Annotated in this window: 25 protein-coding genes; 6 read left to right on the top strand and 19 right to left on the bottom strand. The window is 59.8% G+C overall.

Annotation, left to right across the window (positions count from 1 at the left end; all coding sequences use genetic code 11):
* Window positions 1–144: 144 nt before the first annotated feature.
* The gene (locus tag RTI30_RS02505; RefSeq protein ID WP_312260823.1) at window positions 145–1,362 is read left to right on the top strand and encodes a hypothetical protein; all 1,218 of its coding nucleotides are present in this window, start codon (window positions 145–147) and stop codon (window positions 1,360–1,362) included.
* Window positions 1,362–1,643 carry a 5-methylcytosine restriction system specificity protein McrC gene (locus RTI30_RS02500; protein ID WP_312260824.1) on the top strand — a complete coding sequence of 94 codons (282 nt, stop codon included), beginning with the start codon at window positions 1,362–1,364 and terminating at the stop codon, window positions 1,641–1,643. Before RTI30_RS02505 ends, RTI30_RS02500 begins: the two co-directional genes overlap by 1 nt.
* Before the next feature lie 167 nt (window positions 1,644–1,810).
* Here RTI30_RS02500 and RTI30_RS02495 read toward each other — a convergent pair whose 3' ends face one another.
* From RTI30_RS02495 to rpoE, 15 genes are all read right to left on the bottom strand, one after another.
* Window positions 1,811–2,671 (bottom strand): Hsp33 family molecular chaperone HslO, encoded by an 861-nt coding sequence (locus RTI30_RS02495; protein WP_312260825.1) that lies wholly within the window; start codon window positions 2,669–2,671, stop codon window positions 1,811–1,813.
* Window positions 2,668–3,447 (bottom strand): ATP-binding protein, encoded by a 780-nt coding sequence (locus RTI30_RS02490; RefSeq protein WP_312283320.1) that lies wholly within the window; start codon window positions 3,445–3,447, stop codon window positions 2,668–2,670. The genes RTI30_RS02495 and RTI30_RS02490 overlap by 4 nt, the downstream gene beginning before the upstream one ends.
* Window positions 3,431–4,402 carry a D-glycero-beta-D-manno-heptose-7-phosphate kinase gene (gene rfaE1, locus RTI30_RS02485; protein ID WP_312260827.1) on the bottom strand — a complete coding sequence of 324 codons (972 nt, stop codon included), beginning with the start codon at window positions 4,400–4,402 and terminating at the stop codon, window positions 3,431–3,433. The genes RTI30_RS02490 and rfaE1 overlap by 17 nt, the downstream gene beginning before the upstream one ends.
* Window positions 4,383–5,705, bottom strand: coding sequence for a UDP-glucose/GDP-mannose dehydrogenase family protein (locus RTI30_RS02480; RefSeq protein WP_312260828.1), 1,323 nt, complete (start codon window positions 5,703–5,705; stop codon window positions 4,383–4,385). The genes rfaE1 and RTI30_RS02480 overlap by 20 nt, the downstream gene beginning before the upstream one ends.
* The gene (acpS, locus tag RTI30_RS02475; RefSeq protein ID WP_312260830.1) at window positions 5,696–6,109 is read right to left on the bottom strand and encodes a holo-ACP synthase; all 414 of its coding nucleotides are present in this window, start codon (window positions 6,107–6,109) and stop codon (window positions 5,696–5,698) included. Before acpS ends, RTI30_RS02480 begins: the two co-directional genes overlap by 10 nt.
* The gene (gene pdxJ / locus RTI30_RS02470) at window positions 6,106–6,831 is read right to left on the bottom strand and encodes a pyridoxine 5'-phosphate synthase (RefSeq protein WP_312260832.1); all 726 of its coding nucleotides are present in this window, start codon (window positions 6,829–6,831) and stop codon (window positions 6,106–6,108) included. The genes acpS and pdxJ overlap by 4 nt, the downstream gene beginning before the upstream one ends.
* The gene (gene recO, locus RTI30_RS02465; RefSeq protein WP_312260834.1) at window positions 6,828–7,562 is read right to left on the bottom strand and encodes a DNA repair protein RecO; all 735 of its coding nucleotides are present in this window, start codon (window positions 7,560–7,562) and stop codon (window positions 6,828–6,830) included. The genes pdxJ and recO overlap by 4 nt, the downstream gene beginning before the upstream one ends.
* Complete coding sequence (gene era / locus RTI30_RS02460) at window positions 7,552–8,460, bottom strand: GTPase Era (RefSeq protein WP_312260836.1); 909 nt, start codon at window positions 8,458–8,460, stop codon at window positions 7,552–7,554. The genes recO and era overlap by 11 nt, the downstream gene beginning before the upstream one ends.
* The gene (gene rnc / locus RTI30_RS02455) at window positions 8,450–9,145 is read right to left on the bottom strand and encodes a ribonuclease III (RefSeq protein ID WP_312260959.1); all 696 of its coding nucleotides are present in this window, start codon (window positions 9,143–9,145) and stop codon (window positions 8,450–8,452) included. Before rnc ends, era begins: the two co-directional genes overlap by 11 nt.
* Before the next feature lie 42 nt (window positions 9,146–9,187).
* Complete coding sequence (locus RTI30_RS02450) at window positions 9,188–9,547, bottom strand: DUF4845 domain-containing protein (protein ID WP_312260837.1); 360 nt, start codon at window positions 9,545–9,547, stop codon at window positions 9,188–9,190.
* Window positions 9,548–9,629: 82 nt separating this feature from the next.
* Window positions 9,630–10,424: a signal peptidase I gene (lepB, locus tag RTI30_RS02445; protein ID WP_312260838.1), complete on the bottom strand. Its 795-nt coding sequence runs from the start codon at window positions 10,422–10,424 to the stop codon at window positions 9,630–9,632.
* A gap of 24 nt (window positions 10,425–10,448) precedes the next feature.
* Window positions 10,449–12,257: a translation elongation factor 4 gene (gene lepA / locus RTI30_RS02440; protein ID WP_312260840.1), complete on the bottom strand. Its 1,809-nt coding sequence runs from the start codon at window positions 12,255–12,257 to the stop codon at window positions 10,449–10,451.
* Window positions 12,258–12,320: 63 nt separating this feature from the next.
* Window positions 12,321–13,703, bottom strand: coding sequence for a DegQ family serine endoprotease (locus RTI30_RS02435; RefSeq protein WP_312260961.1), 1,383 nt, complete (start codon window positions 13,701–13,703; stop codon window positions 12,321–12,323).
* A 228-nt stretch (window positions 13,704–13,931) separates the two neighbouring features.
* Window positions 13,932–14,567 (bottom strand): sigma-E factor negative regulatory protein, encoded by a 636-nt coding sequence (locus RTI30_RS02430; protein WP_312260842.1) that lies wholly within the window; start codon window positions 14,565–14,567, stop codon window positions 13,932–13,934.
* Window positions 14,557–15,189, bottom strand: coding sequence for an RNA polymerase sigma factor RpoE (gene rpoE / locus RTI30_RS02425; RefSeq protein WP_312260845.1), 633 nt, complete (start codon window positions 15,187–15,189; stop codon window positions 14,557–14,559). The genes RTI30_RS02430 and rpoE overlap by 11 nt, the downstream gene beginning before the upstream one ends.
* 128 nt (window positions 15,190–15,317) lie before the next feature.
* Here rpoE and nadB point away from each other — a divergent pair, with 128 nt between their 5' ends.
* From nadB to RTI30_RS02410, 3 genes are all read left to right on the top strand, one after another.
* Complete coding sequence (gene nadB / locus RTI30_RS02420) at window positions 15,318–16,949, top strand: L-aspartate oxidase (protein ID WP_312260847.1); 1,632 nt, start codon at window positions 15,318–15,320, stop codon at window positions 16,947–16,949.
* A 386-nt stretch (window positions 16,950–17,335) separates the two neighbouring features.
* Window positions 17,336–18,238, top strand: a complete 903-nt coding sequence (locus tag RTI30_RS02415; RefSeq protein ID WP_312260849.1) for a folate-binding protein — start codon at window positions 17,336–17,338, stop codon at window positions 18,236–18,238.
* Between the two features lie 3 nt (window positions 18,239–18,241).
* Window positions 18,242–18,589 carry a hypothetical protein gene (locus RTI30_RS02410; protein WP_312260851.1) on the top strand — a complete coding sequence of 116 codons (348 nt, stop codon included), beginning with the start codon at window positions 18,242–18,244 and terminating at the stop codon, window positions 18,587–18,589.
* Between the two features lies 1 nt (window position 18,590).
* Here RTI30_RS02410 and cydC read toward each other — a convergent pair whose 3' ends face one another.
* The 4 genes from cydC to RTI30_RS02390 all read right to left on the bottom strand — a co-directional run bounded on the left by cydC (window position 18,591) and on the right by RTI30_RS02390 (window position 24,489).
* A complete protein-coding gene (gene cydC / locus RTI30_RS02405) occupies window positions 18,591–20,357 on the bottom strand; it encodes a thiol reductant ABC exporter subunit CydC (protein ID WP_312260853.1) in 1,767 nt (588 codons plus the stop codon).
* Window positions 20,350–22,104, bottom strand: coding sequence for a thiol reductant ABC exporter subunit CydD (cydD, locus tag RTI30_RS02400; protein WP_312260854.1), 1,755 nt, complete (start codon window positions 22,102–22,104; stop codon window positions 20,350–20,352). Before cydD ends, cydC begins: the two co-directional genes overlap by 8 nt.
* 59 nt (window positions 22,105–22,163) lie before the next feature.
* Window positions 22,164–23,279, bottom strand: a complete 1,116-nt coding sequence (locus RTI30_RS02395; protein ID WP_312260856.1) for an FIST C-terminal domain-containing protein — start codon at window positions 23,277–23,279, stop codon at window positions 22,164–22,166.
* A 436-nt stretch (window positions 23,280–23,715) separates the two neighbouring features.
* Window positions 23,716–24,489 (bottom strand): HAD-IA family hydrolase, encoded by a 774-nt coding sequence (locus RTI30_RS02390; protein ID WP_312260858.1) that lies wholly within the window; start codon window positions 24,487–24,489, stop codon window positions 23,716–23,718.
* A 151-nt stretch (window positions 24,490–24,640) separates the two neighbouring features.
* Here RTI30_RS02390 and dksA point away from each other — a divergent pair, with 151 nt between their 5' ends.
* The gene (gene dksA, locus RTI30_RS02385) at window positions 24,641–25,096 is read left to right on the top strand and encodes an RNA polymerase-binding protein DksA (protein ID WP_312260860.1); all 456 of its coding nucleotides are present in this window, start codon (window positions 24,641–24,643) and stop codon (window positions 25,094–25,096) included.
* Window positions 25,097–25,100: the final 4 nt, after the last annotated feature.

Here is a 25,100-nt window from a genome sequence, read left to right as displayed (position 1 = left end):
TATGCCGACCCCGGAGTGGCGCCATTACAGCGACCCTGAGATGGCGCCATTATGCCGACCCTAAAATGGCGCCATATTGGTGGCCGTTGACAACAGGCACGGCTCGATCTGGAGAGCCACGCCGGGCGTGTTGTCGTTCGGCCCGTGACGATCACCTTGCCAGAAAAGCCCGATTTTAAGAGCGTGCCTAAACCGGTGCGTGACAAGGTGAGCTGGGACGGCAAGCTCAACCGGCTAACCATCACCGCCCCGTTGACCGAGGACGAGACCGAGGCACTCAAGGCCTCGGTCACTTCCGAAACTGCAGCAGCGACGATTGTGCAAGCTGCCGAAATCAGTCGCACCACGGCGATCGAGTTCTTCCAGACTCCAGCCGAGCAGGGTGAGCGCCTTTGCGTGCCGCAGCTGGCCTTGCGCGTGCAAGGCGAGTTGCAGCTGTTCGACGACCCGGAGGTGCTCGATTACCCTTGGGAGCTGTCGAGCTACGATGCTGCGCCAACGGATGCGGAACTTGCCGCACTGGGCGCGGCGCTAAAAGTGTCGGAAGGCGGTGAGATCGACATCGATGACGGCGGCCGCGTCATCTCGCGCTTTCTGCCTGAATTGCAGCGTGACCTGGGCCTCGTTTATCAACCCGAACACTGGGATCAGGTACGCCTTGCCACCTGGCTGTGCCGCAACCTGCCCGAACCATCGCTGACCCATACCAGCAAGCAGGCCTTTGTCGCCGCCTGGCTCACCGATCTACTGCACCGGGATGGATTCACGCTGGCACGCGCCAACCTGCAGAAGTTCCTGATCCGCAATCTGCTCGAGGCGCGCATTCGCGAACTGCGCAAGCAGGCCGTTGGCAAGGCATTCCAGCAAGTTCTATTTGGTGACGATGCGGCCACGCGTGTGGCGGTGACGGATCAATTCACCTTTGAGTTTCATGCCCAGGCCTACGCGCCCAGCCGTGACTACGACGGGCGCTTTGGGCATTTCGATTTCCGCAGGCACTTCCATGGGCGCATCGGCGACTTCGACAGCAAGGAGGAATTCGAGTGTGCCTGCCAGTTGGATATTTGGGCGCAACGGGGCCGTATCCAGTTCTGGGTGCGCAACCTGGTGCGGCGTGAAGGCAGTTCATTCTTCTTGCAGAAAGCCGATGGCCGCTTCTATCCAGACTTCCTCTGCCAGTTGCCAGGGACGGCAGGCCGGCTGGGGCCGATTCTCGCGGTGGAATACAAAGGCGCGGATCGCTGGAACGGGGCTGAAGATGATCGCCTGATCGGGGACCTGTGGGCCAACCTGTCGGGGGGCCGTTGCCGATTCGTGATGGTCAAGGACAAGCGGTGGGATTGGATCGAGGCGAAGCTTTGATGGCCGAAACATACTGGTTCGTTGGTGCAAGCTACGATCGCACCCACGATCAAACACCACGATTTCTTGCCGAGGGCATTTGGGAAAACGGATACGACGAGTCGCCACTCACCGGCGCGGGCGCCCATCGTGCACCATCCCTACTATTCCCGATGGAGGCCGTATTCGAGGCCTTCGTTGCCAAGCACCTTGCCCGTCAGCTCGGGCAAAAGGTTGGCTGGGGCGTTGGCGATGATTTCGATCATTTTTGGGCGAAAGCGGGTCTGCCAATGGATGGGTAAACATGGGCCCTTGGACCGATAACGTCTTCCGTCGCTGAATGCATCCGGCCGCCGGCTTCCCAACGGCGAGGGAGAAAAAACCGGGAGTCGCACATAGCTCTTTGCTTGCGGATGGCAAGCGGCCAACACCGGTCCTCAGGCGTAACACATTGGAGGTATTTTCGCTGCTAGTGCAGAGCCTTGCCGGCAGCAAAAAGGGCCGCAACTTCGCTGGCATCGAGGCGGTATACGGTCTGGCAATATTCACAGGTGACCTGGATGCTGCCTTCGGTGGCCAAGGTCTCCTCTACCTCGGTCTCGCCCAGGGCAATGAGCATCCGCTCCACCCGCTCACGCGAGCAACTACATTGGAATTGCAAGGGCTCCGGGGCACGCAAGCGTACCCCGACGTTTGGGAAGATCTCGGGCAAAAATTGCTCCGGCTGCGCCAGCAACAAAGAGCGATCCGATCCCACCGCCAAAAAGCCGGTGGCGGTATTCCACTCTTCGGTGGTGAGCACTCCGGGCAAGCGCTGCAAAAAATATCCTCCGGCAATTCCCTGTTCGGCATCTACCATTAGGCGAAAGTAGGCCGGCGCCTGCACCGATTCCAAAAAGTAGGCCTCGAGGGATTGGGTCAACGTTTGCCGCAGTTGAATCAAGCCTTGGTAACGGTCCCGATCCAAGCCCATGTCTACGGTTAGCGCCAAGAGTGCCTCGGGCAGGGTTGCGAGATCGACGCTTTCGTCGTCGCCACGCCAACGCGCGTAGGCGCGCATGCCGCCACCGGTGAGGAATTCCGCCACCAACAGCTGAAGATTTCCCCCACTCTGCGCTTGCAGGATGAGACGCTCAAAATGCTTTTGCGTGCTGGAAAGCAGCGCCAGCCCGACCATAATTTCGCCGAGAAGCTGGCGCACACTGTGGGGAAGCTGCACGTCGCGCAGCACGCGCTGGAATACGCCGTCCACCCGGCAACGCGCACCTCGCAGGGGCAGGCTCTCCCAGTAAAAGCTCTGCACGAAATCACTCGAGTTTGTATCGCTCATGCTGGCACCTCTCGCGCCATGAGGGGTTGCATGGCGTGTAACAGTTGCTTGAATAGACGCGGATCGCGCGCCTCTTGCTCGGCAAGAAGCTCCTTCATACGCTGCCGCTCGGTGGGATGACGAAAGCAGGCCGGGCAGTTTTCGATGATGATGGGTAGCCCCTGCCCTTCGGCGTAGGCGCGGGTCTGTCGTTCGCGACAGTACACCAGGGGCCGGATGACCCGCAGGTCGCCCTCGCGGACCCGGTAATGCGCCTTCATCGTACGCAATTCGCCGTTATAAAACATCGACATAAAAAAACTTTCGGCAAAGTCGTCGAGGTGCTGGCCGAGGGCTACGACGTTATACCCCTCGCGGCGGGCACATTGGTAGAGTACCCCGCGTCGCATTCGCGCGCAGAAACTGCAGTAGGACGGGCGGCCGAGATGTTTCTGCGCCCTGCCGAAAATATCCTGACGTTCCCAGAACCAGGGCAGGCCAAGACCGCGCACATGATCGCCGAGGGGTTCGGGCTCAAAATCCGGGCTTTGCGGATCGACCGTTGCCACCCCCAAAGAAAAAGACAATTTACTATGGCGCTGCATCTGCGCCAGCAGGGCAAGTAGGCTCAGGGAATCCTTGCCACCGGAGAGCGCCAGCAGGACCCGGTCTCCGGGCCGGATCATGCGATAGTCTTGGATGGCTTTGCCGACGCGTCGAGCAAGCAATCGGGGCACCGGCAGCCGGTGCTCCTCCCCCAACGTCCTCTCCACGCCCGCCTCAGGCTGGGGTAACACCGGCAAGCTCCAAGGCTGCGGACAATTCTTCTGGGGAAACGGTGGCAGCGCCCAACTTCCCGACCACAATGCCCGCTGCCCGGTTGCCCAACTCGACGGCACGGTCCAGCGGCCAGCCAGCAGCTACCGCGGTAGCAATGGTGGCAATGACGGTATCGCCGGCACCGGTAACGTCAAACACCTCGCGCGCCTGGGCGGGATGATGATGAATTCCATCGGCCAGGAAAAGCGTCATGCCCTCCTCGCCGCGAGTCACCAACAAGGCCTCCACTTGCCAAGCCTGGCGCTGCTGCTCCCCGAGTTGCCGGAACTCCTCCTCAGAACGCCAATTGCCGGCCGCAGCCTGAAATTCACCCTTGTTTGGGGTAATCAGGGTAGCGCCGCGGTAGCGGGTATAGTCGCGCCCCTTGGGGTCGACCAGTACCGGCAAACCCTGAGCGCGGGCGCACTGAATCCACGGCTGCGGATCGAGCAAAACCCCTTTACCGTAATCGGAAAGGAGTAGCGCCGCACAACCGTGCAAAAAATCGGCATCGGCAACAAAGAGCTCTGCCAGCCTGGCCTCCTCGGGCCGCTCTTCAAAGTCGAGACGCAAGAGTTGCTGCTGCTGCCCGATTACCCGCAGCTTGACGGTGGTGGGCAAGCCGTCGAGATGTCGGAAGCTCGTCTCCACTCTTGCTTGCTCCAGGAGTTGCGTCAGCGCATCGGCCGCCGCATCACGCCCCAAAAGGGCGCGCAAGCGGCAGTCTGCTCCGAGCGCCACGATGTTAAGGGCAACATTGGCAGCACCGCCGGGACGCTGCTCTTCCCGACCGACCTGCACCACCGGCACCGGTGCCTCGGGAGAAATTCGCTCCACCCGACCGAACCAATAGCGGTCGAGCATGACATCGCCAAGGACGGCTACCCGGGCCCGACGCAGGCGCTGCAAGGCTTCAGGGACGACCAATGGCACGGTAGCGGAGCCCTGCAGACCGCGGAAGGCGGGGTTCGTAGAGATTGCGGCCGTCGATGATCAGCGGATTGCGCAGCAAGTGGCGCAATTGCGCGAAATCGGGACTGCGAAAGATTTGCCACTCGGTACAAATGACCAAGGCGTCGGCCCCGGTACAGGCGTCGTAGGGGTCGGCACAAAGGCGTAGGTCGGTGGCGTTACCATAGATGCGGGCGGCCTCGTCCATGGCTACCGGATCAAAGGCCTGTATTGTCGCACCCCGCCGGCGCAGTCCATCGATGAGGGTACGGCTTGGCGCCTCGCGCATATCGTCGGTGTTGGGTTTGAAGGCTAGGCCCCAGATGGCAATGCATTTGCCGTCGAGATCTTCGCCAAGTTCCTCCACCAACTTGCGCTCAAGTACTCGCTTTTGCGCATTGTTGACAGTCTCGACGGCGCGAATGAGAGGCGCGTCAAAGCCCAACTCCCGCGCCGTATGCTCGAGAGCGCGCACGTCTTTGGGAAAACAGGAGCCGCCATACCCGCAACCCGGATAAATGAAATCAAAGCCGATGCGCGGATCGGAGCCAATGCCAATGCGTACCTTCTCGATATCGGCACCCAGTTTTTCTGCCAGGCCAGAGAGCTCGTTCATGAACGAAATCTTGGTGGCCAGTAAGACATTGGCGGCATATTTGGTCAATTCTGCCGAGGGCAGATCCATGAGAATCAGACGATCATGATTGCGGTTGAAGGGAGCATACAGATCGCGCATACGTTGCGCAGCATTTTCGTTATCCGTGCCAACAATGATGCGGTCGGGCTTCATGAAGTCGCCAACCGCCGCCCCCTCTTTCAGAAATTCGGGGTTGGACACCACGGCGAAATCACAACGCACCCCACGGCGGTCGAGCTCCGCCTGAATCGTGGCACGTACCTTTTGCGCCGTCCCCACTGGCACTGTCGATTTATTGACGATAATGCGCGGTTCCTGCAAATGTTTGCCAATATCCGCCGCTACTCCAAGCACGTAGCGCAAGTCGGCCGAGCCATCCTCGTCTGGAGGCGTCCCTACCGCAATGAAAAGAAATTCACCGTGGGCCACGCCCTCGGCAATGTCGGTACTAAAGCGCAAGCGTCCGCCAGCAATACCGCTACGCACGATTTCCGGCAAATCCGGCTCATGAATGGGAATTTCACCCGCGCGCAAGCGCTCGACCTTGGCGGCATCGACATCGATGCAGAGCACCTGATTGCCTACCTGCGCCAGGCAGGCACCCGACACCAATCCCACATAACCGGTGCCGATGATGGTCACCCGCATGATTCACCCTCCAAATTGGCACCGGCCTCTTCTTCGATGACGACGGTGGCAACAGCAAATTGTGCCTCATCGCTCAGGCTGAGCCAAAGCCGCGGCCGCCGCGCGCACTTTGCCAACTGTTGCTGGGCCGCACCCGAAAGGTGCAGAGAGGGGCGTCCCAAGGCATCGTGGCCCACCTGAATGTCGCCCCAGCAGATGCCATTGCGGAGGCCCGTTCCCAAGGCTTTCACGGTGGCCTCTTTGGCGGCAAAACGCCGCGCCAAAAAGGCCGCTCCTTGGCTTTGCGGAAACTCCTCGCGCTCCTGCTCGCCGAGGATGCGCAGCAACAGCCTGTCTTCCCAGCGATTGAGCAGGCCCGCCATGCGTTCTACCGATACCAGGTCGGTACCCAGGCCAACAATCACCGGCGTGCCTGTTCCATGATCCGTTTCATTTCCCGCACGGCATTTTCCAACCCAACAAAGACCGCGTGGGCAATGATGGCGTGACCAATGTTCAACTCGGCAATTTCGGGAATGGCAGCCACCGCCGCCACATTGGTGTAATCCAGACCATGCCCGGCATTGACCTGCAGCCCCAGGTCATGTGCCTGCTGCGCCGCCTTCTGCAATAACGCCAACTGCGCCTGCGCCTCTTGCCGACTCGATGCGTTGGCATAGCTACCCGTGTGCAGCTCGATGGCCGGAGCGCCAACGGCGCAGGCGGCCTCGATCTGTTTGGGGTCAGGATCGATGAAGAGCGAAACCCGCACCCCCGCGGCACCCAAGCGCTGGGTTGCCTCGGTAATGCGTTGCTGCTGTCCGAGCACATCCAAACCACCCTCGGTGGTCAGCTCGGCACGACGCTCGGGAACCAAACAGCAGTCACTGGGCCGTAAGCGCTCGGCAATGGTAAGAACGTCCTCATTGACCGCCATTTCCAGGTTGAGACGAGTGCGGAGAACCTGCCGTAGCAAGGTTACGTCGCGCTCCTGAATATGCCGCCGGTCCTCCCGCAAATGCGCAGTAATGGCATCTGCCCCGGCGCGCTCGGCCACGAAAGCAGCCTCCAAAGGATCCGGATACAGGGTACCGCGCGCCTGGCGCAGGGTAGCAACGTGGTCGATATTGACTCCCAAGGCTATCATCGAGCCTGCATCTCCTCTCCAGTTTTCCGCTTCCGATCTCGGCGCAAGTATGCCGCAAGAAGACGGCGACTCTCCAGTGGCCGCCCTGCCAACAGTTGATCCAGCTCTGCGGCAAGATAGGCACGCAGCTCCCCAGCGAGCCCGCGCGGTGGCGGCGCTTGCATCGCTCCCGCGAGCCAGACGCGGGCAGCCGCAGACAGAGGCGTAGCGCCCGATCGCCGATGGGCAGCGCAGAACAGGCCAGAACCCGGCTGCGCGTACCCTTCGTCTAATGCGCAACCGCACGCCGCGCAACACTGCAAATCGGCTGCCCAGCCCAAAATCTCCAACAAACGCCGCTCAAAACGACGCAAGCGCCAGTACGCCTCGGGCTCCGCGGCAAGGGCCTGCAGGGTATCCTCCATCTCGGCAAAGAGCATCGGCTGCGGATCACCGCGCTCGGTCAGGCGCAAGAGCAGTTCATTCACGTAAAACAGGAGCAAGGCCGGCACGGGCTGCAAGGTAAGAGAACAAGGAATCTCCTCGGCACCCTGGAGCACCGGCAACTCCCCTCTCCCTGCCCAGCGCAACCAGTAGGGGCGCCCCGCTTCGAGACGTCCGCGGCGCCGCTGCCCACGCGCCAACACCCCAAGGCGGCCGTGCTCCTCGCTAAAAACCTCAAGAATCAAACCGCCGTCGCCAAAAGGATGATGATGGAGGATCCAGGCCCGCTCGCCGCGATTACGCTCCATAACCCATTTCGCGTAGCAATCCGGGGTGGCGATCCCAGTCCTCGCGTTCTTTCACCCAGAGTCCCAGCCAAACCCGCGTGCCCGTCTGCTGGGAAATGCTCTCTCGCGCCCGAGTGCCGATCCGCTTTAGTCGCTGCCCCTTTTCTCCCAGCAAAATTGCCTTTTGCCCAGCCTTGCGACAATAAATGGTGGCCTCGATTTCATGACCGCCGTCGGGCGCAATATGGTACTTTTCGATGGCCACGGCGGTTTCGTAGGGAAGTTCCGCACTCAATTGCCGAAACAGCTGCTCCCGCACCGCCTCGGCAGCAAGAAAACGCATCTGGCGATCGGTAACTTCGTCGGCAGAAAAAAGCGCTGGCCCCTCGGGCAGGCGCGGCAAGAGAACATCGGCAAGATGCTCCACGTCATCCCGACGCCGCGCACAAAGGGGAATGATTTCTGCAAAAGATGCCCGTTTTGCCAGCTCCTGCAGGTAGGGCAACAGGCGCTCCTTGTTGCCAACGCGATCGATTTTGTTGACGACGGCAAAGAGAGGCAGCTCGCGTTGCTGCAGCCAGCGCAAGGCCTCGGCGTCGCCCGGCGTCCATACCGACGCTTCGACCACCAGTACGCCGATATCGGCGGCATCGAGGGCGGAGCGAGTGGCGCGCAGAATATGGCGATTGAGGCGACGATGCCCCTGGTGCACCCCTGGCGTATCGAGGAAAAGGATTTGCCCCGCAGGACGAGTGTAAATACCAAGAATCTGGTCGCGGGTAGTCTGCGGCCGCGGTGCCGTAATACTGATTTTTTGGCCAATCAGATGATTGAGCAGGGTAGATTTACCGACGTTGGGTCGCCCAATCAGGGCGACACTGCCGCAGCGATGCGCGGTCGCTGACTCCTCAGCCGACATGACGCTGACCGCCCAAGCGGCTCTGCAGTTGCGCCAGCATCAACTGCGCTGCCCCCTGTTCCGCCTTGCGGCGACTGCTGTCCTCGGCCTCCGTTGCCGGCATCCCCTCCACACTACAACGAGCAACGAAGCGTCGCTCGTGCGCCTGCCCTTTCTCTTCGACGAGTTCATAGCTGGGCAGGGCCCGCCCCTTCCCCTGCAAAAATTCTTGCAGACGGGTTTTGGGATCGCGCAATTCCTCCGCACCCAAGGTATCGGTAATCAAAGGCACGATCAGATGGTCGACTATCGTCTCGACCGCCGTCATGCCACCGTCCAGGTAGGCAGCACCGATGATGGCCTCTACCGCATCGGCGCGGATCGAGGCACGCCGAGCTCCGCCGCTACGTAGTTCGCCGGCGCCAAGAATGAGGGCATCGGCCACGGCAATCGCCTCCGCAACTTGCGCCAGGGTTTCCTCCCGCACCAGCCGCGCCCGCATCCGCGACAAATCACCCTCACTACCTCGGGGAAAGCGGCTGTACAAACGCGCGGCAACCACAAAATTGAGAGCGGCGTCGCCCAAAAACTCCAAACGCTCATTGTGGAGGGCAGCGGCACTACGATGGGTGAGGGCCTGACGCAATAAACTCAGGTCCTGAAAGTGATAGGCAATACGATCTTGCAGATGGTCGAAGGCGTTCATAGGCATAGTATACCCTCGCCGCCAAAAGAGAGGAATAAATCCTTAACTGTGGGTATGGAAGTGGATCAACAGACTGGTATTACCAATCAACGGCACGACCCGTTGATAGTCGACGACGATCTGCACCGGTGCATCGCCCTCTTTGACAATACGAATATCTTCGGACTTGATCTTAATCATGGCGACGTGGAGGCGATCCTGCAGGTCGTTGATGATCTGCTCATCGGACTCGCCAGCGCGAATGTGACGGGCCTGATCCTGAAGAATGTTTTGCAGGGACAAATTATCGTAATAGGCAGGCCCAATCTTCACGATCAGACCCACAACCACTGCCAAAACCACGATCCAAAAAATGGCGCCAATGAGGCCTATGCCAGCCTGACGACCTTGCGCACGCACCATCTCCTACCCCGAGTAAACACTGCTGGTTTTACTAATTAGAGGATAAACGTCAATCTGCAAGTTTTTCATCGGCCGCAAAATCTCAGTTATTGGCACCGTCGAGGGCACGACCAATCTGATGCCAGCGCACAGACCACGTCTCAGCATCCCAAGAGAACCAAATGAACAAGGCCTTGCCGACGATGTTACGTCGCGGCACACAACCCCAGAAGCGGCTGTCATCACTGTTGTCGCGATCATCCCCCATCATGAAATAACAATCCGGCGGCACTTTGTAGGGACCAAAGTCCATGTGCGCCTCGGGAGTATTGAATTCGATGATATGAAAGGTGTGGCCACCAATGGTTTGCGCATATTCCTTGGTGGGGATGACCATACCGCTCTCCCCCTGACCCTCGGGACGGTAATTGAAGGTGCCAAGATAGGTTTTGGGAATCAATTTACCGTTGATGTAGAGATCATTGCCTTTCACCTCGATGGTGTCACCAGGCAGACCAATTACCCGTTTGATGTAGTCGATGCGAGGATTCTTCGGAAAGCGAAAGACCATGATGTCTCCCGCCTGCACCGGATTGCCCTGGGTCAGCTCCGTATGAATCAACGGCAGGCGCAGGCCCCAGGTAAATTTATTTACCAACAAAAAATCGCCGACGCGGATGGTGGGCAGCATGGAACCCGAGGGTACCTGAAAGGGCTCAAAAAGAAAGGCGCGAATCAGAAACACCACCAGCAGTACAGGAAAGAAACTACGGGCATAGTCGATAAGCACGGGCACACGCTCGTCGACAGCACGGCGGCGACGTAAAAAGAATTGGTCGATAAACCAGATCAAACCGGTCACCACCACCGCCAAAAATAACCCGAGAGTAAAATCCATGCCCTGTTCTCCGTCGGTACGCGCTTAGTTGCGCTTGTCGCTCTGTAAAATAGCCAAGAAGGCTTCCTGGGGAATCTCCACGCGGCCCACCTGCTTCATTCGCTTTTTGCCTTCCTTTTGTTTTTCGAGGAGCTTACGCTTGCGGGTAATATCCCCACCGTAACACTTGGCGAGCACGTCCTTGCGCATGGCCTTGACCGTTTCGCGCGCGATGATCTTGGCACCAATGGCAGCCTGAATGGCCACCTCGAACATCTGCCGCGGAATGAGATCTTTCAAACGCCCCGCCAATTCCCGGCCACGCCGCTCGGAAAAATCTCGGTGCACGATCCACGACAGCGCATCAAGTTTTTCGCCATTGATGAGAATGTCCATCTTTACCAAGGGTCCCGCTTGGAAGCGAGAAAACTCATAATCCATCGACGCATAGCCGCGGCTCACCGATTTGAGCCGATCAAAAAAGTCGAGCACCACCTCGTTGAGGGGCAGCTCGTAGGTTACCATTACTTGGCCGCCAGTGAATTGCATGTTTACCTGCCGGCCGCGACGCTCTTCACAGAGGGTGATCACCTGCCCCAAATACTTTTCCGGCACCAGGATATTGGCGCGAATCATCGGCTCGCGAATTTCCCGAATCCGATTGACTGGCGGCAAATCTGCTGGATTGGAAAGGTGCACAATCTCGCCATCGGTGGTCTCGATCTCATACACCACTGTTGGCGCCGTACTCAGTAATTCGAGCTGATATTCCCGCTCCAGGCGCTCCTGGATGATTTCCATGTGCAGTAGGCCAAGAAAACCACAACGAAAACCAAAGCCCAGGGCTTGCGAGACCTCCGGCTCAAATTGCAGGGCTGCATCATTGAGACGCAGCTTTTGCAAGGCTTCGCGAAAGCGTTCGTAATCCGACGAATCGATCGGATACAGGCCCGTAAAGACCTGCGCCTGCACTTCGCGAAAACCCGGTAGCGCCGCGCTGGCGGGCTTGGCGGCATCGGTGAGGGTATCGCCCACTCGCGCCCCCTCGATGCTGCGGATGCCGGCAATCACAAAACCCACGGTTCCCGTCTCCAAAGCTGGCACCATGAGTGCTTTGGGGGTAAAAACACCCGTCTTTTCGACGGTGTATTCTTTGCCACCGGCCATGGTCCGAATACGCTGGCCGCTGCGCAGGTTGCCATTTACCACGCGCACCAGCACTACCGTACCGACGTAGTTGTCAAACCAAGAGTCGATGATCAGGGCTTGTAGGGGTGCTTGCGGATCACCTCGAGGCGCGGGGATATCGTGCACCACCTGTTCGAGAATTTCGCGAATACCGATGCCTTCCTTGGCACTAGCAAGGATGGCATTGGCGGCGGGCAACCCAATGATTTCCTCGATTTCACGCTTGACCCGCTCTGGATCTGCCGCCGGCAGGTCCACTTTGTTGAGCACCGGAATGATCTCGAGGTCGTGCTCCATAGCGGTATAGCAATTGGCCACACTCTGCGCTTCCACCCCTTGCGAGGCATCGACCACCAGCAGGGCCCCTTCGCAAGCGGCGAGAGAGCGGCTGACCTCGTAGGAAAAATCCACGTGCCCCGGGGTGTCAATCAAATGAAAAACGTAATCTTGGCCGTCGTCGGCATGGTATTGCAGGCGTACGCTCTGGGCTTTGATGGTGATACCGCGCTCGCGCTCGATATCCATGCTGTCGAGTACCTGGCTTTCCATCTCGCGCTCTGTCAAGGCACCACAGAGCCGAATGAATTGGTCGGCGAGGGTAGACTTGCCATGATCGACATGGGCGATGATGGAAAAATTACGAATTCGCTCTTGCTCTGTGCTCATGCACCCAAATCTCAATACAAAAGGGGGGTGGCTCGATGCCAACCCCCCGGAAACCGCCAGAAATCAGCGGGGCAGGGAGAGAACCACGTAGAAGTTCCCTTCGCGACGATGGATGAGTACCGGAATCGGCTGCCCAGCCGGTAAAGAGGATACCAACTTCTGCAATTGTGCGACGTTGTCGATGGGCTGCTGCGCCACCTGGAGAATGACGTCGCCGGGCCGAATTCCGGCCATTGCCGCCGGACCGTTGGCAACCCCAAGTACCAGAACGCCCGAGGAGACATCGAGCTGTTTGCGCGCTGCTGCGCTCAAGGGGCCAACCTGAATTCTCATCCGCGCCACACTGCCCTTCTGCTCCGGTGCCTCGCTTTCTTGGGCGGGGCCACCCTGATCGTCGGCGCTGGAGGGCAAACTTTCGACGGTAACAGGAATCGTCATCGACTTACCGTTGCGGATGATTCCCACCTTGGCCTGAAAGCCAGCCGGCAAACCACCTACCAGGGGCGGCAGCTGCGCCGAGTTGTAGATCGGCTGCCCGTCAAAGGACACGATGACATCGCCCGGCTTGAGACCGGCCTTGGCGGCGGGACCATCCGGCTCCACCTGAGATACCAGGGCCCCGATCGGCTCCTTCATGTGGAAAGAGCGCGCCAAGTCCATGCTGACGTTCTGCACCATCACCCCTAGCCAACCGAAATGTACCTTCTGGTGCAGTTTGAGCTGCTTGACGGCGTCCATGGCAACATTGATGGGAATGGAAAACGACAAGCCCATATACCCGCCGCTGTTGGTGTAGATCTGGTCGTTAATGCCCACGACCTGGCCCTTCATATTGAACAGCGGACCGCCCGAATTACCGGGATTGATGGGCACGTCGGTCTGAATGAAGGGAATGTAGGGATCGTCTGGCAACGGCCTTGAGGTGGCGCTGACCACCCCCTGGGTGACACTATTCTCAAACCCAAAGGGAGCACCCACCGCCAGTACCCACTGCCCGACCTGCAGGCGGGAGGAATCGCCGAGCTGCACCGTCGGCAGGTTCTGGGCGTCGATCTTGAGCAGTGCCACGTCGATGCGGTTGGAGAGACCAACGAGTTTCGCCTGATATTGTTGGTGATTGGTCAGGCTGACGATGATTTTCTGCGCTCCCCGCACCACATGGGCGGCGGTAACGATATAACCATCTGGGCTGACGATGAAGCCCGAACCAAGAGACTGCACCTGATATTTCTGGGCTGGCCCTTCGTTGGGTCCCGCGAAGGGGCCAAAGAACTGTTGCAAAGGCGAATTAGGCGGGAAAGGCGATTGCGGCTCTTTTGCAACTTTGGTCTCGGTGGTACTGATGTTGACTACCGCCGGACCGAAGCGCTTGACGATTGGGGTAAAATCCGGAAGCGCAACCAAATTGGCCGTATCCGCCAGCGCCGGGATGGGCGAAATTGCCATGCCCGCCAACACCACACCCAAAGCGGCAACCGAGCGCCGCAACTGCCATTTATTCCCTTGCACAGAACCTCCAGTATGTCGGCACCCAAGCCGATTCTTATGGGTAAACCACTGCGCCACGCCAAGGCGCCCTGCCGTGGCTTTTCGATCGATGGCAGATTTGTCACCATCGATCAATGCGCTACAGAGGGTAGCGAGGAGAGTGGGGCTTGTCCAGAACCGGAACCATCAATGATGGTCAGCGGCATCCAAGCCGGCATAGATGCCTTCCTGCGCACGATAGTCGACCGGCAAGAGCCCCGCGGATGCGGAAGAAAACCAAACAATCTGCGCAGAAGAACCCGACAAGTAACGCTCCGGCGCTGGCCGCCAGATTCGCTGTATATCACGTTGTATGGTTAGATCGGCATGCAGCAGGGGCGCCGAAGAAGTCGTGAAACGTACTGGGCGCAGATGAAAATGCTCCGCTGCCGGCTGGGCGAGGGCTGCAGCCGAGACGACGGCTTGTTCCTTGGCCACGGGGCTCACGCTGTCCCGCCAGGGAGTAAACACGAACAGCGACACCGAAAGTAGCGACACGGCCGCCACGGAAGACCATCCCCACCAATGCGCAGCCCGCCGACCCCGAGGTAATGCGGGGACTTCGGCGGCAATGGCCGCTTGCACGCGATCGGCAAAGCCGGGGCTCGCGAGCACCGCACCCGTACCGCGGGCACGCAGCAAAAATGACACGCGATATTGTGCCTCCCAAACATCGCGCAGTGCTGTCTCCTGCTCCAGGCGGCTAGCCATTCGCCGCGCCGAGAGAGTGCTCAATTCGCCATCCATGAATGCCATCAAGGCCGATTTCGTTTCATCGTTCATGACTACTATGCTCCAACAAAGGCGCCAAGACCTTGGCAATCGCCTCACGCGCCCGAAAGATTCGAGAACGCACCGTCCCCACCGGGCAATCCATCACCTGGGCAATTTCGTCGTAGCTCAGGCCTTCCAACTCCCGCAGGCTGACCGCCTCGCGCAAATCCGCCGGCAAGGCCTTGAGCGCTGCGTCGATGTGCTGCGCAATCTCTTTGCTCAGCAAGATGCCCTCGGGGGTATCGTATTCCCTTAGTCCATCGGCACTATCGAATTGTTCCGCCTCATCGGTGTCGACATCGGCAATGCTGACCTTACGCCCCTGCGCAACGAGGTGATTTTTGGCGGTGTTGACCGCAATACGATAGAGCCAGGTGTAAAAAGCGCTGTCTCCGCGAAAATTGTGCAGAGCGCGATAGGCCTTCACAAAGGCCTCTTGCGCCACGTCCTCGGCCTCTTCGGGCTGGCGCACGTAACGGCTGATGAGAGCGACGACCTTATGCTGGTACTTGCGTACGAGCAAGTCGAAGGCACGCCGCTCACCTTTCTGTACCCGCTGCACGAGGAGAAGATCGGTCTGGGCGCCACCATCCGTATTGCTCTCGGTAGCCGTCCCTGACGGTTTACGCATTCGGTATTTCCTTTTGGAAAAATCTGCTGGCCCATGCAGCGGCAAAAGTTGGCGCGCCTTTCACCAGTGCATTCGTCATCGTATCATGAGCGGTCCATAGTCGCGCAACCGCAAGGGCAATTCCCTCCATGCTAGAGACCGATTTTTTGATCATTGGCGCCGGTAGCGCCGGCCTTGCCTGCGCCTTGGAGCTAGCCGCCTTGGGGCGGGTAACGGTGCTCAGCAAAGACGCACTGACCCTCTCGGCGAGCGATTGGGCGCAAGGCGGCATTGCCGCCGTATTGCCAGAGAGCGACGATAGTGTCGACCAGCATGTGGCAGATACTCTGCGCGCTGGCGCTGGGCTTTGCGAGCCCGTCGCCACGACCCAAATTTTGGCGCAGGCACCGGCAGCCATTGCGCGACTCCTCCATTGGGGGGTGCAGTTTGACCGGCAAGACGAGCACTGGCAGCTCACCCGCGAGGGAGGACATCAGGCCCGCCGCGTTCTGCATCGTGCCGACCGGACCGGACACAGCATCATCCAAGGACTGCTGCACTCGGCGCAGGCGGAACCGCGCATCCAGCTGCTGCCCCACACCCTCGTTGGCGCCCTGCAGGAGGATGACGGGCGCATTACTGGCGCCTGGCTACAGGCTTCTGGGCAAGACTCGTGGACCTTTCTTGCGGCGCGCGCCGTGATCTTGGCTAGCGGTGGTTTGGGGCAGGTGTACCGACACACCAGTAACCCCAGCGTGGCGACGGGGGATGGCATCGATCTCGCCTGGCGCGCCGGGGTCACCCTGCGCGACCTAGAGTTCGTGCAGTTTCACCCCACCACGCTCTACAGCCCGGGCGAACCCGCTTTTTTATTGAGCGAAGCCCTACGTGGGGAGGGCGCCTTGCTGCGCCTGCCCAATGGCGAACGCTTCATGCCCCGTCACGACGAGCGTGGCGAATTGGCACCCCGCGACGTGGTCAGCCGCGCCATCATTCGCGAAATGCAGGCCAAGCGGCTCGACCATGTTCTGCTCGATATCAGTCATGCGCCTGGACATCTGATCGAGCAGCACTTTCCCAACATCGCCCGGCACTGTCGAGAGCGGGGCTACGATCTCGGCCGCGGCCCGATTCCCGTGGTGCCGGCCGCCCACTATAGCTGTGGTGGGGTGTTGGTCGACGCGCAAGGAAGAACCGAACTGCCCGGGCTCTACGCCATTGGCGAGGTCGCCAGTACCGGTTTACACGGCGCCAATCGCTTGGCAAGCAATTCCCTGCTCGAGTGCGTCGTTGCGGCACACGCGGTGTATGCCGACCTGGCCGGTGCCAGCGCCCTCCCCGACCGCAGCGCGAAGCGCCCGCCGCAACCCGCCACGGCGCCCAGCGCAACCCAAGCACAACGGCCGGAGCGGATTCGCGAACTACAGGATTTGCTCTGGCAGGAGGTCGGCATTCTCCGTCAGCAGCAAGGTATGGAGCGTGCCCTTACCCAGCTGCGGGAGTGGGAGGCAGAGGGTCTGGATACCGCGTTGCCCGTAGGACGCACCGACCTGGAGTGGCGGAGCCTACTACGCTGCGCCCTATTGATTACCGAAGGGGCCTTGCGGCGCCACGAATCCCGTGGCTGTCATTTCGATCAAGATTTTCCGGAACTGGCGGAGCCGCCGCGGCATTTGCTGCAGCGTCGCGACTGGACGGCTCCCCGAGCCGCAGACGTCGGGCGTGGACCCGCCATCGACGCCAACGCGGATCTTCGGGCGGAAACCACGCCAGCGCCGTGATTCGCGCACCGTTTTCCGCCTGTAAACGTAACACGAGCAGACGATAGGCAAAGACGGCACCGGGTAGGATGGTGCCGCGCCAACGCGCACCAGAAAGGAGGCGCAACTCGTAGACATCGCCGCCACGATGCAGCAGCAGGCGCGGCCGCTGCCGCGGACAACGTAGGTAGGTCCAGGCGCCCGCAATCGCCAAGAGGATGAGGCCGACGCGCCAGTCTACCCAGATGGTCAGCAGACTACAGCATATTGCCACGTAGCAGGGCAAGGCATAGAGCAAGCGCTGCGCGCGTCGATTACCCAAACGCAGAGCCGGTAATGATTGGTCCAACTCGCCTCCTGCGCTATCATGAGCGACCTGCAACAACCCATTCTTGGAGACAAACCCCATGGCCGACATACACTACGCTCCCCTGACCGACAGTTTGGGAGCCCTGCATGTCCATGGCCCCGACGCCGACAAATTCTTGCAAAGCCAATTCTCCAACGACCTACTCTCCCTGCCAAGGGGCGCCGGGCAGTGGAGCAGTTACAGCACCGCCAAGGGACGGATGATTGCCAACTTCTTTCTGTGGCGCGGCGAGAACGGTTTGTTCCTCTTCCTCGCCCGCGACCTCGTCGAAGAGGTGGCGCAACGACTGCGCAAGTTCCGCATGATGGCCAAAGCCGAAATCGAAACCGTGGCAGCAGACGTATGGGGGCTCTGGGGTACTGGTCTCGATCCGGCTGGGCTTGCAGAGCATACCGGCATTGCCGCTCTTGCCCCCCTACCCTGGCCAGTACCGGCGGCACTTCTGCTCGTCAGCGACGCCGCCTCAGTCGGCGATACGTTAGCCAAACTCCCGGCAACGGCAACTACCGCCAATGACTGGTGGGTAGCAGCCATTCGTGCCGGCACCGGCTTCATCACCCGCGCCAGCAGCGAGCAGATCATCCCCCAGGAGCTGAATTTGGAGGTGCTGGGCGGTATCAATTTCAAAAAGGGCTGCTATCCGGGGCAGGAAATCGTCGCCCGCTCGCACTACTTAGGGGTGCTGAAACGGCAGTGCTATCTAGTAGTTGCAGATGTGCCCCTAGAGCCCGGGCAAGAAGTCTTTGCCCCGAGCATGGGAGAGCAGCCCGTGGGTATGGTCATCAATACCGCAACCGAAGGCAACGAGCATCTCGCCCTCGTTGTATTACGCGCGGCAAATGCCAGCGAGCCGCTGCACCTCGGTGGTGGCAATGGCGGCAACCTACGGATTGGCACCTTGCCCTACACCCTGCCCCTCGACGCCAAAGCCAAGGAGTAAGGCATGTGGGGGCTGGTTGCTGGCATCGTCAGCTACTTTCCCTTTGCCTGGTATGGCCATCGCTACCTCGACGAGCATGGCATGCCTCCCGGCTTTAGCCGCAAGTTACTGGTATTTTTGATTGCCAGCGTACTGTCGACGGCGGTCGGCTTTGGAGTGTCGCGCTTGAGCAGCAGCCCACAGCATGCCGCAGCGCAGGCGCAGTTGCAGCAAAAGACCAAGCAACTGCTGAGTAGCAGCCTACATTGCCTCAACGACCCCGCCCAGCCACAGTGTCAACAAAACAGCGCCGCCGCCATGCAGTTACTGCACGAGATAATAGACACGGAATTCGGCGGTAAGCAGAGCTGACTCACGCGTCAACAAGGGTGCCGCCAAACTGCGCGAAGCGGTGCAGCAGGCTGTCGGGACTTACCACCAGTTCTGCGTAGCTTCCCTCCTCCTGCACCTTTCCGGCTGCCAGCACATAGATACGGTCCATATCCTCCAGCCCCAAGAGGCGATGGGTGATGTAGATGACCGTGCGGTCCTGCATCAGGCTGCGCAGGTCCTGTAAGAATTTTGCCTCGGTTATGGCATCCAGTCCTTCGCTCGGCTCATCGAGGAGGAGGATGGGACTATCCTTGAGCACCGCCCGGGCAATGGCAATGCGCCGCGCTTGTCCACCCGAGAGATTCACACCGCCCTCGCCGACGATGTTATCGAGGCCGTGGGGCAATCCCGCCACGAAGTCCGCGAGCTGAGCCTGGCGCAGGGCCGCCCAGAGCTCGTCCTCTTCGGCATCGCCTTTGGCAAGCAAGAGATTATCGCGAATCGTGCTGTGAAAGAGATGACTGCGTTGCGACAGCACCGCAAAGTACCGGCGAAGCTGATCACTCGGATACTCGCGTAACTCCCGCCCGCCCAGCTGTGCGGAACCGGTCTGGTAGTCATAAAAACGCAGGAGTAGGTTGGCAATACTGCTCTTACCGGCCCCGGTAGCGCCAAGAATAGCCACCCGCTCTCCCTGGCGCACGCTCAAATCCAAGCCAGCCAGCGCATCCTGCCGCGCATCGGGATAGCGCAAATGCACACCCTGCAACTGGATATCAAAGCGCTGCGGCTCTGGTACCGGCGTTTCGGCATCAGCAAAGAGCGGCTGTCGGTCGGCAATCTCAAAGATGCGGCGCGCTGCCTCGCGCGTCTGCCCGAGAAACTGGAAGGCCAGCGGTAACGCCAGTACTGCCTCAAAGGCTGCCATGGTGCCCAAGGCAAACATCGGAAGCTCGGCGGGGGGCAAAGAGTGCCGTGCCACCATGGGAATTGCCAAGAGCAAAATGACCCAGAGGGTGAGGTTGGCCATAAAGCTCATACCAGCGGTACCAATACCGGCCACTCCTGCCAGTCGTCGCTGGCGCTCGAGCAAGGCCTCGTTTTCGTCAAGAAACCGCTCCTGGACACGGCCGGCGGCATTGGCGGTGAGAATTTCGCCCATTCCCTGCAGGGTGTCCACGATCTGCACCCGCATTTCTGCCTGGATTTGGGTAATTTCGCGGCTACTTTGCGCGCCCAAGCGCTCGCTGAGCAAGGGCAGCAGCAAGCCGGTAAGGGCGAGCAAAATTAGTAGCGCAAGCCCCACCGACCAAGCATAGAGGGCGAAAAACCCGGCCATGAGCAGGGTCGCAATGCCGGCCACCAAAAATGGCGTAAAGACGCGCAGGTAAAAATTATTGAGAGTATCGATATCGGCAACGATGCGAGAGAGAACGTCGCCCGAGCGATAGCCCTGCAGTCCCGCCGGTGCCAGCGGCTCCAGCCGGGTATAAAACCAGACTCGCAGTTCAGCAAGCAGCCGAAAGGTCGCTTCATGGGTAACAATGCGTTCGAGCCAGCGGGAAATTACCCGAGTAGTCGCAAAGCCGCGCACGCCCGCCGCCGGCAGGAAAAAATTGTATTGGTTTAGGGTCGCCCAACCACCCAGACCCGCCAGCGCAGCACTTGCCAAAAACCAGCCGGAAAGCGTCATCAGTCCAAAGTTGGAGAGCATAGTGAGCAAACTGAGTAGTGCCCCCCCCAGCATCCACCAGCGGTAGGGAGCAAAGAGACGCAGCAGGCGCCAGAGATCGCGGTTTTTATCCATGATGCCCCCGATAGGCATGTACGAGGCGCGCGTAGGCGCGGTTCTGGGCGAGCAGTGCTGCGGGGCTCCCCTGTTCCACCGCGCGACCGGCGTCGAGAACGACAATGCGCTCCGCCCGCTGCGCGGTGGCCAGACGGTGGGCGATGACGATCACCGTACGTCCCTGACGCAAACGCTCCAAAGAATCCAGAAAGAGAGACTCGCTCTCCATATCGAGATTGGCGGTGGCCTCGTCCATCAGCAAAAAGCGCGGATTTTTGAGAAAGGCGCGCGCCAAGGCCAAGCGCTGGATCTGCCCGCCTGAGAGACCTTGGCCAAGATCACCAATGCGGGTATCCCAGCCCTGAGGTAACTGCTCGATGAATTCGAGGGCATGGGCATCTCGTGCTGCCTGCCGCAGCTCGGCATCCGTCGCCGCGGGCTTGGCCAAGCGCAGATTGTCGGCAATGCTGCCATAAAAGAGCCGCGGATTCTGTGGAATCCATGCCAACTGGGCATGCCAGCTATCGCGATCGATTCTCGCCAGGTCTTCGCCGTCGATACGAATACTGCCGCTTTGCGGCTGCAGGAAGCCCAAGAGGGCATTGGCCACTGTGCTCTTACCCGCACCGCTGGCGCCAACGATGGCGGTGTAGCTTCCCGCCGGAAAGCTCGCAGAAAAACCAGCCAGGGCCTCAGCATCCTCGGGGGCGTAGCGAAAATGTAGATCGTTGATCTCGATGGCAGGTGCCGTCGTCGATGGCGGCAAGGTCTTTTCCGCCGCCGAGCGCTCCGGTACCGGCATATCGAGGATGGCGAAGATGCGCTTGGCGGCCGCAATGGCGCTCATCCGCGCATGATAATGGGTAGACAACCCGCGTAGTGGGGCAAAATATTCCGGTGCCAACAGCAACACAAAGAAAGCGGCATAAAAATCGATAGAGGCATGCACTTGCAGCAAGCGTGCGCCAAGAGAGACCGCCACCAAGGCAATCGAAAGGCTGGCAAAGAATTCCAGCACCGCCGAGGTCAAAAAGGCGACACGCAGACCAGCCATGGTCGTGCGGCGATAGTTTTCGGAAATATGAGCAACGATCTCGATTTCGTCCTTGGCGCGACCAAAAATCTTGAGGGTCGTGAGCCCCTGCAGAACATCGAGAAAGTGCGCGCTCATCAGCAGGAGTTGCTGCCATTGCCGTTGATTGATGGCCTCCGCGGCATATCCAACGAGCACCATGAAAAACGGCACTAGGGGGCCACAAATCAACAAAATCAGACCACTGATCCAATCGACCGGAAAAACAAAGACGAGGATGGCCAAGGGCACCAGACTGACCAAGGCCATCTGTGGCAGGTAACGGGAAAAATAGGGCTCCAGGGCTTCGACGCCCTCGATCAGGGTACTGGCGACATCACCGGCACGTTCACCGGCCAAGGCCACCGGCCCAAGACGGAGTAGATGCTGGAGCATCTCCTGGCGCAACTGCGTTTTGATGCTGGCACTGGCTCGAAAGGCCACCAACTCCCCCGCCCAAGACAGCAAGGCGCGGAGCACAAAAAGACCGAGCAAGGCGCCGAGGAGTCCCGAAACCGCGGCAAGGCCCCAGCCCTTGAACGAAACATCGTTGACGATGTGGGCAAGGAGCCAGGCCTGCAAAATGACCAAAAGGCCAGCGAACACTCCCAAGCCGATGGCAAAGTAGAGCGCAGCTCGCGCCCCTTTGCCGGTTTTCACGAGTCGTTGATCTACGCGTTCCGCTTTCGCCACCGTCTCCGCCTTTTTGCTGCGATGATCGAGTATATCACAATACAGGCTTTACTGATGGACTAGCCCAAAAAGAGGGTGAGCACGCCGGTGTAGCCATAAATGCGGTCGTGGTAGATCTCGCCATTGGCAAAAAAGCCGACTAGGGGTATGGCACCAAGGACATCGGAGATCATCCGCAACTCCGCGGCCTGCGGGCCAAAGAGATTCTCTCCGCGCCCCAAACAAGAAACATAGAGCCCACCTCGGATCGACCGCCCGGCGGTCAGCTCGCGCAACTCGGTCAGCATGCGCTCCAGATCCTGCCGCGCACTCTCCGCATCGCGCTTACAAAACATCAGTTCCGCCCCGGGTTCGACATAATCGCCAATGGCCACCAGCCCGTTTTGTTCGTCCACACCAATGAGATTGCGTACCAAATAATCGCTACGGTCCGAGCCCGGTAGCGGTAGTGCCGCAAAGATAAAGCCCGAAGCGCGGCGCAGATCCCGCGCCAAAATCTCGCCGACCTCCTCGCGCAGGACCGCCAGGGCAGGACGGCGATCGAGGGTAGCGATGATATTGCGCTCGGCCTCTTGGATGTGGTGTACCGGCCCGATAGGGGTGCAGCCCTGACTCAAGCGGGTGCGCACCGCCACCGCATCCGACAAAGCCACACCACTCAGCCCACCACGGACTACGCGCCCGGCAATTTGTGCCCCCTGACTGCGGCTACTGCTAACCCCGCCAATCAGGAAACCGGTGCTGCAACGTCCTGCCAAATGCCGCACCTGTTCGGGCAAATCGGTACTTTGCGGGTCACCGTGTACAATGGCGAGGGCGGCCTGGCGTCCGTCGTCCAGGGTCAAAGCACCCTCGCCGTACGCATCCATACCCGCAAAGAGGCGGTACTCTGATTTTGCTAGATCGGTGAACAGCAGCGCCAAGGCCGGCTCATCGAGGTATTCCGCATTGGTGGCGGCAATACCAATGCCCACCGCACCCACCCAATCTGCCACTCCCGTACGTTCCTGAAGGGTGGTCAGGAGAAGCGGCAGCTCCGTTTCGAAAGCTTCGTTGACATAAACAAAGCCGAGCGTGCTCGGAAAGTCCTGCCAAGCACAGCTTGCCATCGCCTGATCGAGAGCATCCTGCCAATGCGCAGCAGCCGCATGGCCAAAGGGAAAGGGAGTAGGCATCCGTATCGTCCTGATGTTTGCGGCAGGCAAACCTGCCATGGTTTGGGCATTGTACGGAGACTGGCGCCGCGACGAAATGCCTAGCCCAGCTACCTAACCTCCATTATTCGTCGATCGGCAGGGGTGGTCTGCGGCGGTTTCCAGTGACTGCGGCGCGGCTTGTGTTGGTCTGCACAAATGCTGTGCAACGAATGACGATAGGCGCAGGCAGCCCGCAAGATGCAAATGGATGTCGACGCGAGCGGAAAGCTAGGGCGAGACGGTTCACTGCGCGAATCGAATTGTCTGGATTGCAGGGGCATCGACTTGGATGAGTCAACCTGATGCACATGTGCCTATCCGCGTGAGCCCCAGAGCAGACACTATTGCTTGCGGTGTCGGCCAGTAAAAATCGCCATAGATCGGCCGGGCCGCTTACCCGACGGGAAAGCTGATCCTACACGCTGCGGTTGCTACCCCTTACAAACCACTCCTCGAGGGTGGGGAGGTCGACCACCCGCTTTTGCCCTGCTTCGGTACCCGCAAGAACGGTACCCGGCTGCCCTACCTCGCCAAGGTGATCGAGCACACGCAGTGCACCAGAAAAATCCTGGTCGGCAGTGTACTCGGTTTGGGTAATGACTACCGCGAGGTCAGCGCCGAGGGCGGAGCGCAGGCCGTTCTCGGAGTCTTCCAGGGCCAAGCATTCCGCAGGAGAGAGCTGCAGTTGGGCAAGAACGTGCTGGTAGATGTCGGGTGCCGGTTTTTTGTGGGGCACGATGTCGCCTGCGCCGATGTAATCAAAGCGTTCCCAGGCGCCGGCGCCAAGGGTGCTTTGCAGTAGGGCCGAAACATTGTCGGGGGTCGTGGTGGTGGCGATGGCAAGCCGCAGCCCCGCTGCTTGGGCGGCATCGAGCAGGCGCGCTACGCCCGGGCGCAGGGGTGCCACGCCCGCGGCGATGATTTCGCCGTAGAGGGCTGTCTTGCGCTGATGTATTTGGCGAATCTCGGCATCGCTCAGTTGCGGATACTGGGGATGATCGTTGAGAAAGCCGCGCAGCCGCTCCTTGCCGCCGGTAATCTTGAGATATTTGCCGTACGTGGGCACATCCCACCGAAACGGTAGGGAAAACTCCTCAAAGGCTAGATTGAAAGCAACGCGGTGGGCGTCGCGCTCGGTATCGGCCAAAGTTCCATCAACATCGAAAATCAGGGCGCGCAAGCGATGCATTTTGGTCTCTCCTCGAAGCTACGGTTGGCGCCAGTGCGGTGGCCGCGCCGATGCGGCGGAGTTATACCTGAAAATGTAACAATTGCCAAAGGCGGTAATCTCTGCTAAACCATGGCGAATTTTCTGTAAGCTAACCATAGGAAGACAGACCATGACGGACAGCGCTGCCGCCCTCCAGCCAGGCAATGCAAGCCAAATCCAAGCCTTTGAGCCCTACCAGCCGGGGGCCGACGAAGAGTACATGAGCCCCGCCCAGGTTGCACATTTTCGTAAGATCTTGACCGACTGGCGCAACGAGCTAATGGCCGAAGTGGATCGCACGGTGCAAAACCTACAGGTGGAGAACGTCAACTACTCCGACCCCAACGATCGCGCCAGCCTGGAAACCGATATGGGCCTGGAACTGCGGGCACGCGATCGGGAGCGCAAGCTCATCCGCAAGATCAATCAGGCCCTGGCGCGCATCGATGCGGGAGAATATGGCTATTGCGAGGCCTGCGGGGTAGAGATTGGCCTGCGTCGCCTCGAGGCGCGCCCCACCGCCACCCTCTGCATCGATTGCAAGACGCTCGAAGAAAAACGCGAACGGCAAATGGCGCAGGATTGATGCT

It is taken from the genome of Candidatus Igneacidithiobacillus taiwanensis (genome assembly GCF_031962545.1).
GTDB lineage: Bacteria > Pseudomonadota > Gammaproteobacteria > Acidithiobacillales > Acidithiobacillaceae > Igneacidithiobacillus > Igneacidithiobacillus taiwanensis.
This window is presented reverse-complemented; position numbering and strand designations above follow the sequence as displayed.

What these genes read in the sequence shown, in the direction of transcription:
- RTI30_RS02500 (WP_312260824.1), top strand. Translation starts at nt 1,362, where the DNA reads ATGGCCGAAACATACTGGTTCGTTGGTGCAAGCTACGATCGCACCCAC.
- RTI30_RS02495 (WP_312260825.1), bottom strand. Translation starts at nt 2,671, where the DNA reads ATGAGCGATACAAACTCGAGTGATTTCGTGCAGAGCTTTTACTGGGAG.
- RTI30_RS02480 (WP_312260828.1), bottom strand. Translation starts at nt 5,705, where the DNA reads ATGCGGGTGACCATCATCGGCACCGGTTATGTGGGATTGGTGTCGGGT.
- pdxJ (WP_312260832.1), bottom strand. Translation starts at nt 6,831, where the DNA reads ATGATAGCCTTGGGAGTCAATATCGACCACGTTGCTACCCTGCGCCAG.
- recO (WP_312260834.1), bottom strand. Translation starts at nt 7,562, where the DNA reads ATGGAGCGTAATCGCGGCGAGCGGGCCTGGATCCTCCATCATCATCCT.
- era (WP_312260836.1), bottom strand. Translation starts at nt 8,460, where the DNA reads ATGTCGGCTGAGGAGTCAGCGACCGCGCATCGCTGCGGCAGTGTCGCC.
- rnc (WP_312260959.1), bottom strand. Translation starts at nt 9,145, where the DNA reads ATGAACGCCTTCGACCATCTGCAAGATCGTATTGCCTATCACTTTCAG.
- RTI30_RS02450 (WP_312260837.1), bottom strand. Translation starts at nt 9,547, where the DNA reads ATGGTGCGTGCGCAAGGTCGTCAGGCTGGCATAGGCCTCATTGGCGCC.
- lepB (WP_312260838.1), bottom strand. Translation starts at nt 10,424, where the DNA reads ATGGATTTTACTCTCGGGTTATTTTTGGCGGTGGTGGTGACCGGTTTG.
- lepA (WP_312260840.1), bottom strand. Translation starts at nt 12,257, where the DNA reads ATGAGCACAGAGCAAGAGCGAATTCGTAATTTTTCCATCATCGCCCAT.
- RTI30_RS02435 (WP_312260961.1), bottom strand. Translation starts at nt 13,703, where the DNA reads ATGGCAATTTCGCCCATCCCGGCGCTGGCGGATACGGCCAATTTGGTT.
- RTI30_RS02430 (WP_312260842.1), bottom strand. Translation starts at nt 14,567, where the DNA reads ATGAACGATGAAACGAAATCGGCCTTGATGGCATTCATGGATGGCGAA.
- rpoE (WP_312260845.1), bottom strand. Translation starts at nt 15,189, where the DNA reads ATGCGTAAACCGTCAGGGACGGCTACCGAGAGCAATACGGATGGTGGC.
- nadB (WP_312260847.1), top strand. Translation starts at nt 15,318, where the DNA reads ATGCTAGAGACCGATTTTTTGATCATTGGCGCCGGTAGCGCCGGCCTT.
- RTI30_RS02415 (WP_312260849.1), top strand. Translation starts at nt 17,336, where the DNA reads ATGGCCGACATACACTACGCTCCCCTGACCGACAGTTTGGGAGCCCTG.
- RTI30_RS02410 (WP_312260851.1), top strand. Translation starts at nt 18,242, where the DNA reads ATGTGGGGGCTGGTTGCTGGCATCGTCAGCTACTTTCCCTTTGCCTGG.
- cydC (WP_312260853.1), bottom strand. Translation starts at nt 20,357, where the DNA reads ATGGATAAAAACCGCGATCTCTGGCGCCTGCTGCGTCTCTTTGCTCCC.
- RTI30_RS02395 (WP_312260856.1), bottom strand. Translation starts at nt 23,279, where the DNA reads ATGCCTACTCCCTTTCCCTTTGGCCATGCGGCTGCTGCGCATTGGCAG.
- RTI30_RS02390 (WP_312260858.1), bottom strand. Translation starts at nt 24,489, where the DNA reads ATGCATCGCTTGCGCGCCCTGATTTTCGATGTTGATGGAACTTTGGCC.
- dksA (WP_312260860.1), top strand. Translation starts at nt 24,641, where the DNA reads ATGACGGACAGCGCTGCCGCCCTCCAGCCAGGCAATGCAAGCCAAATC.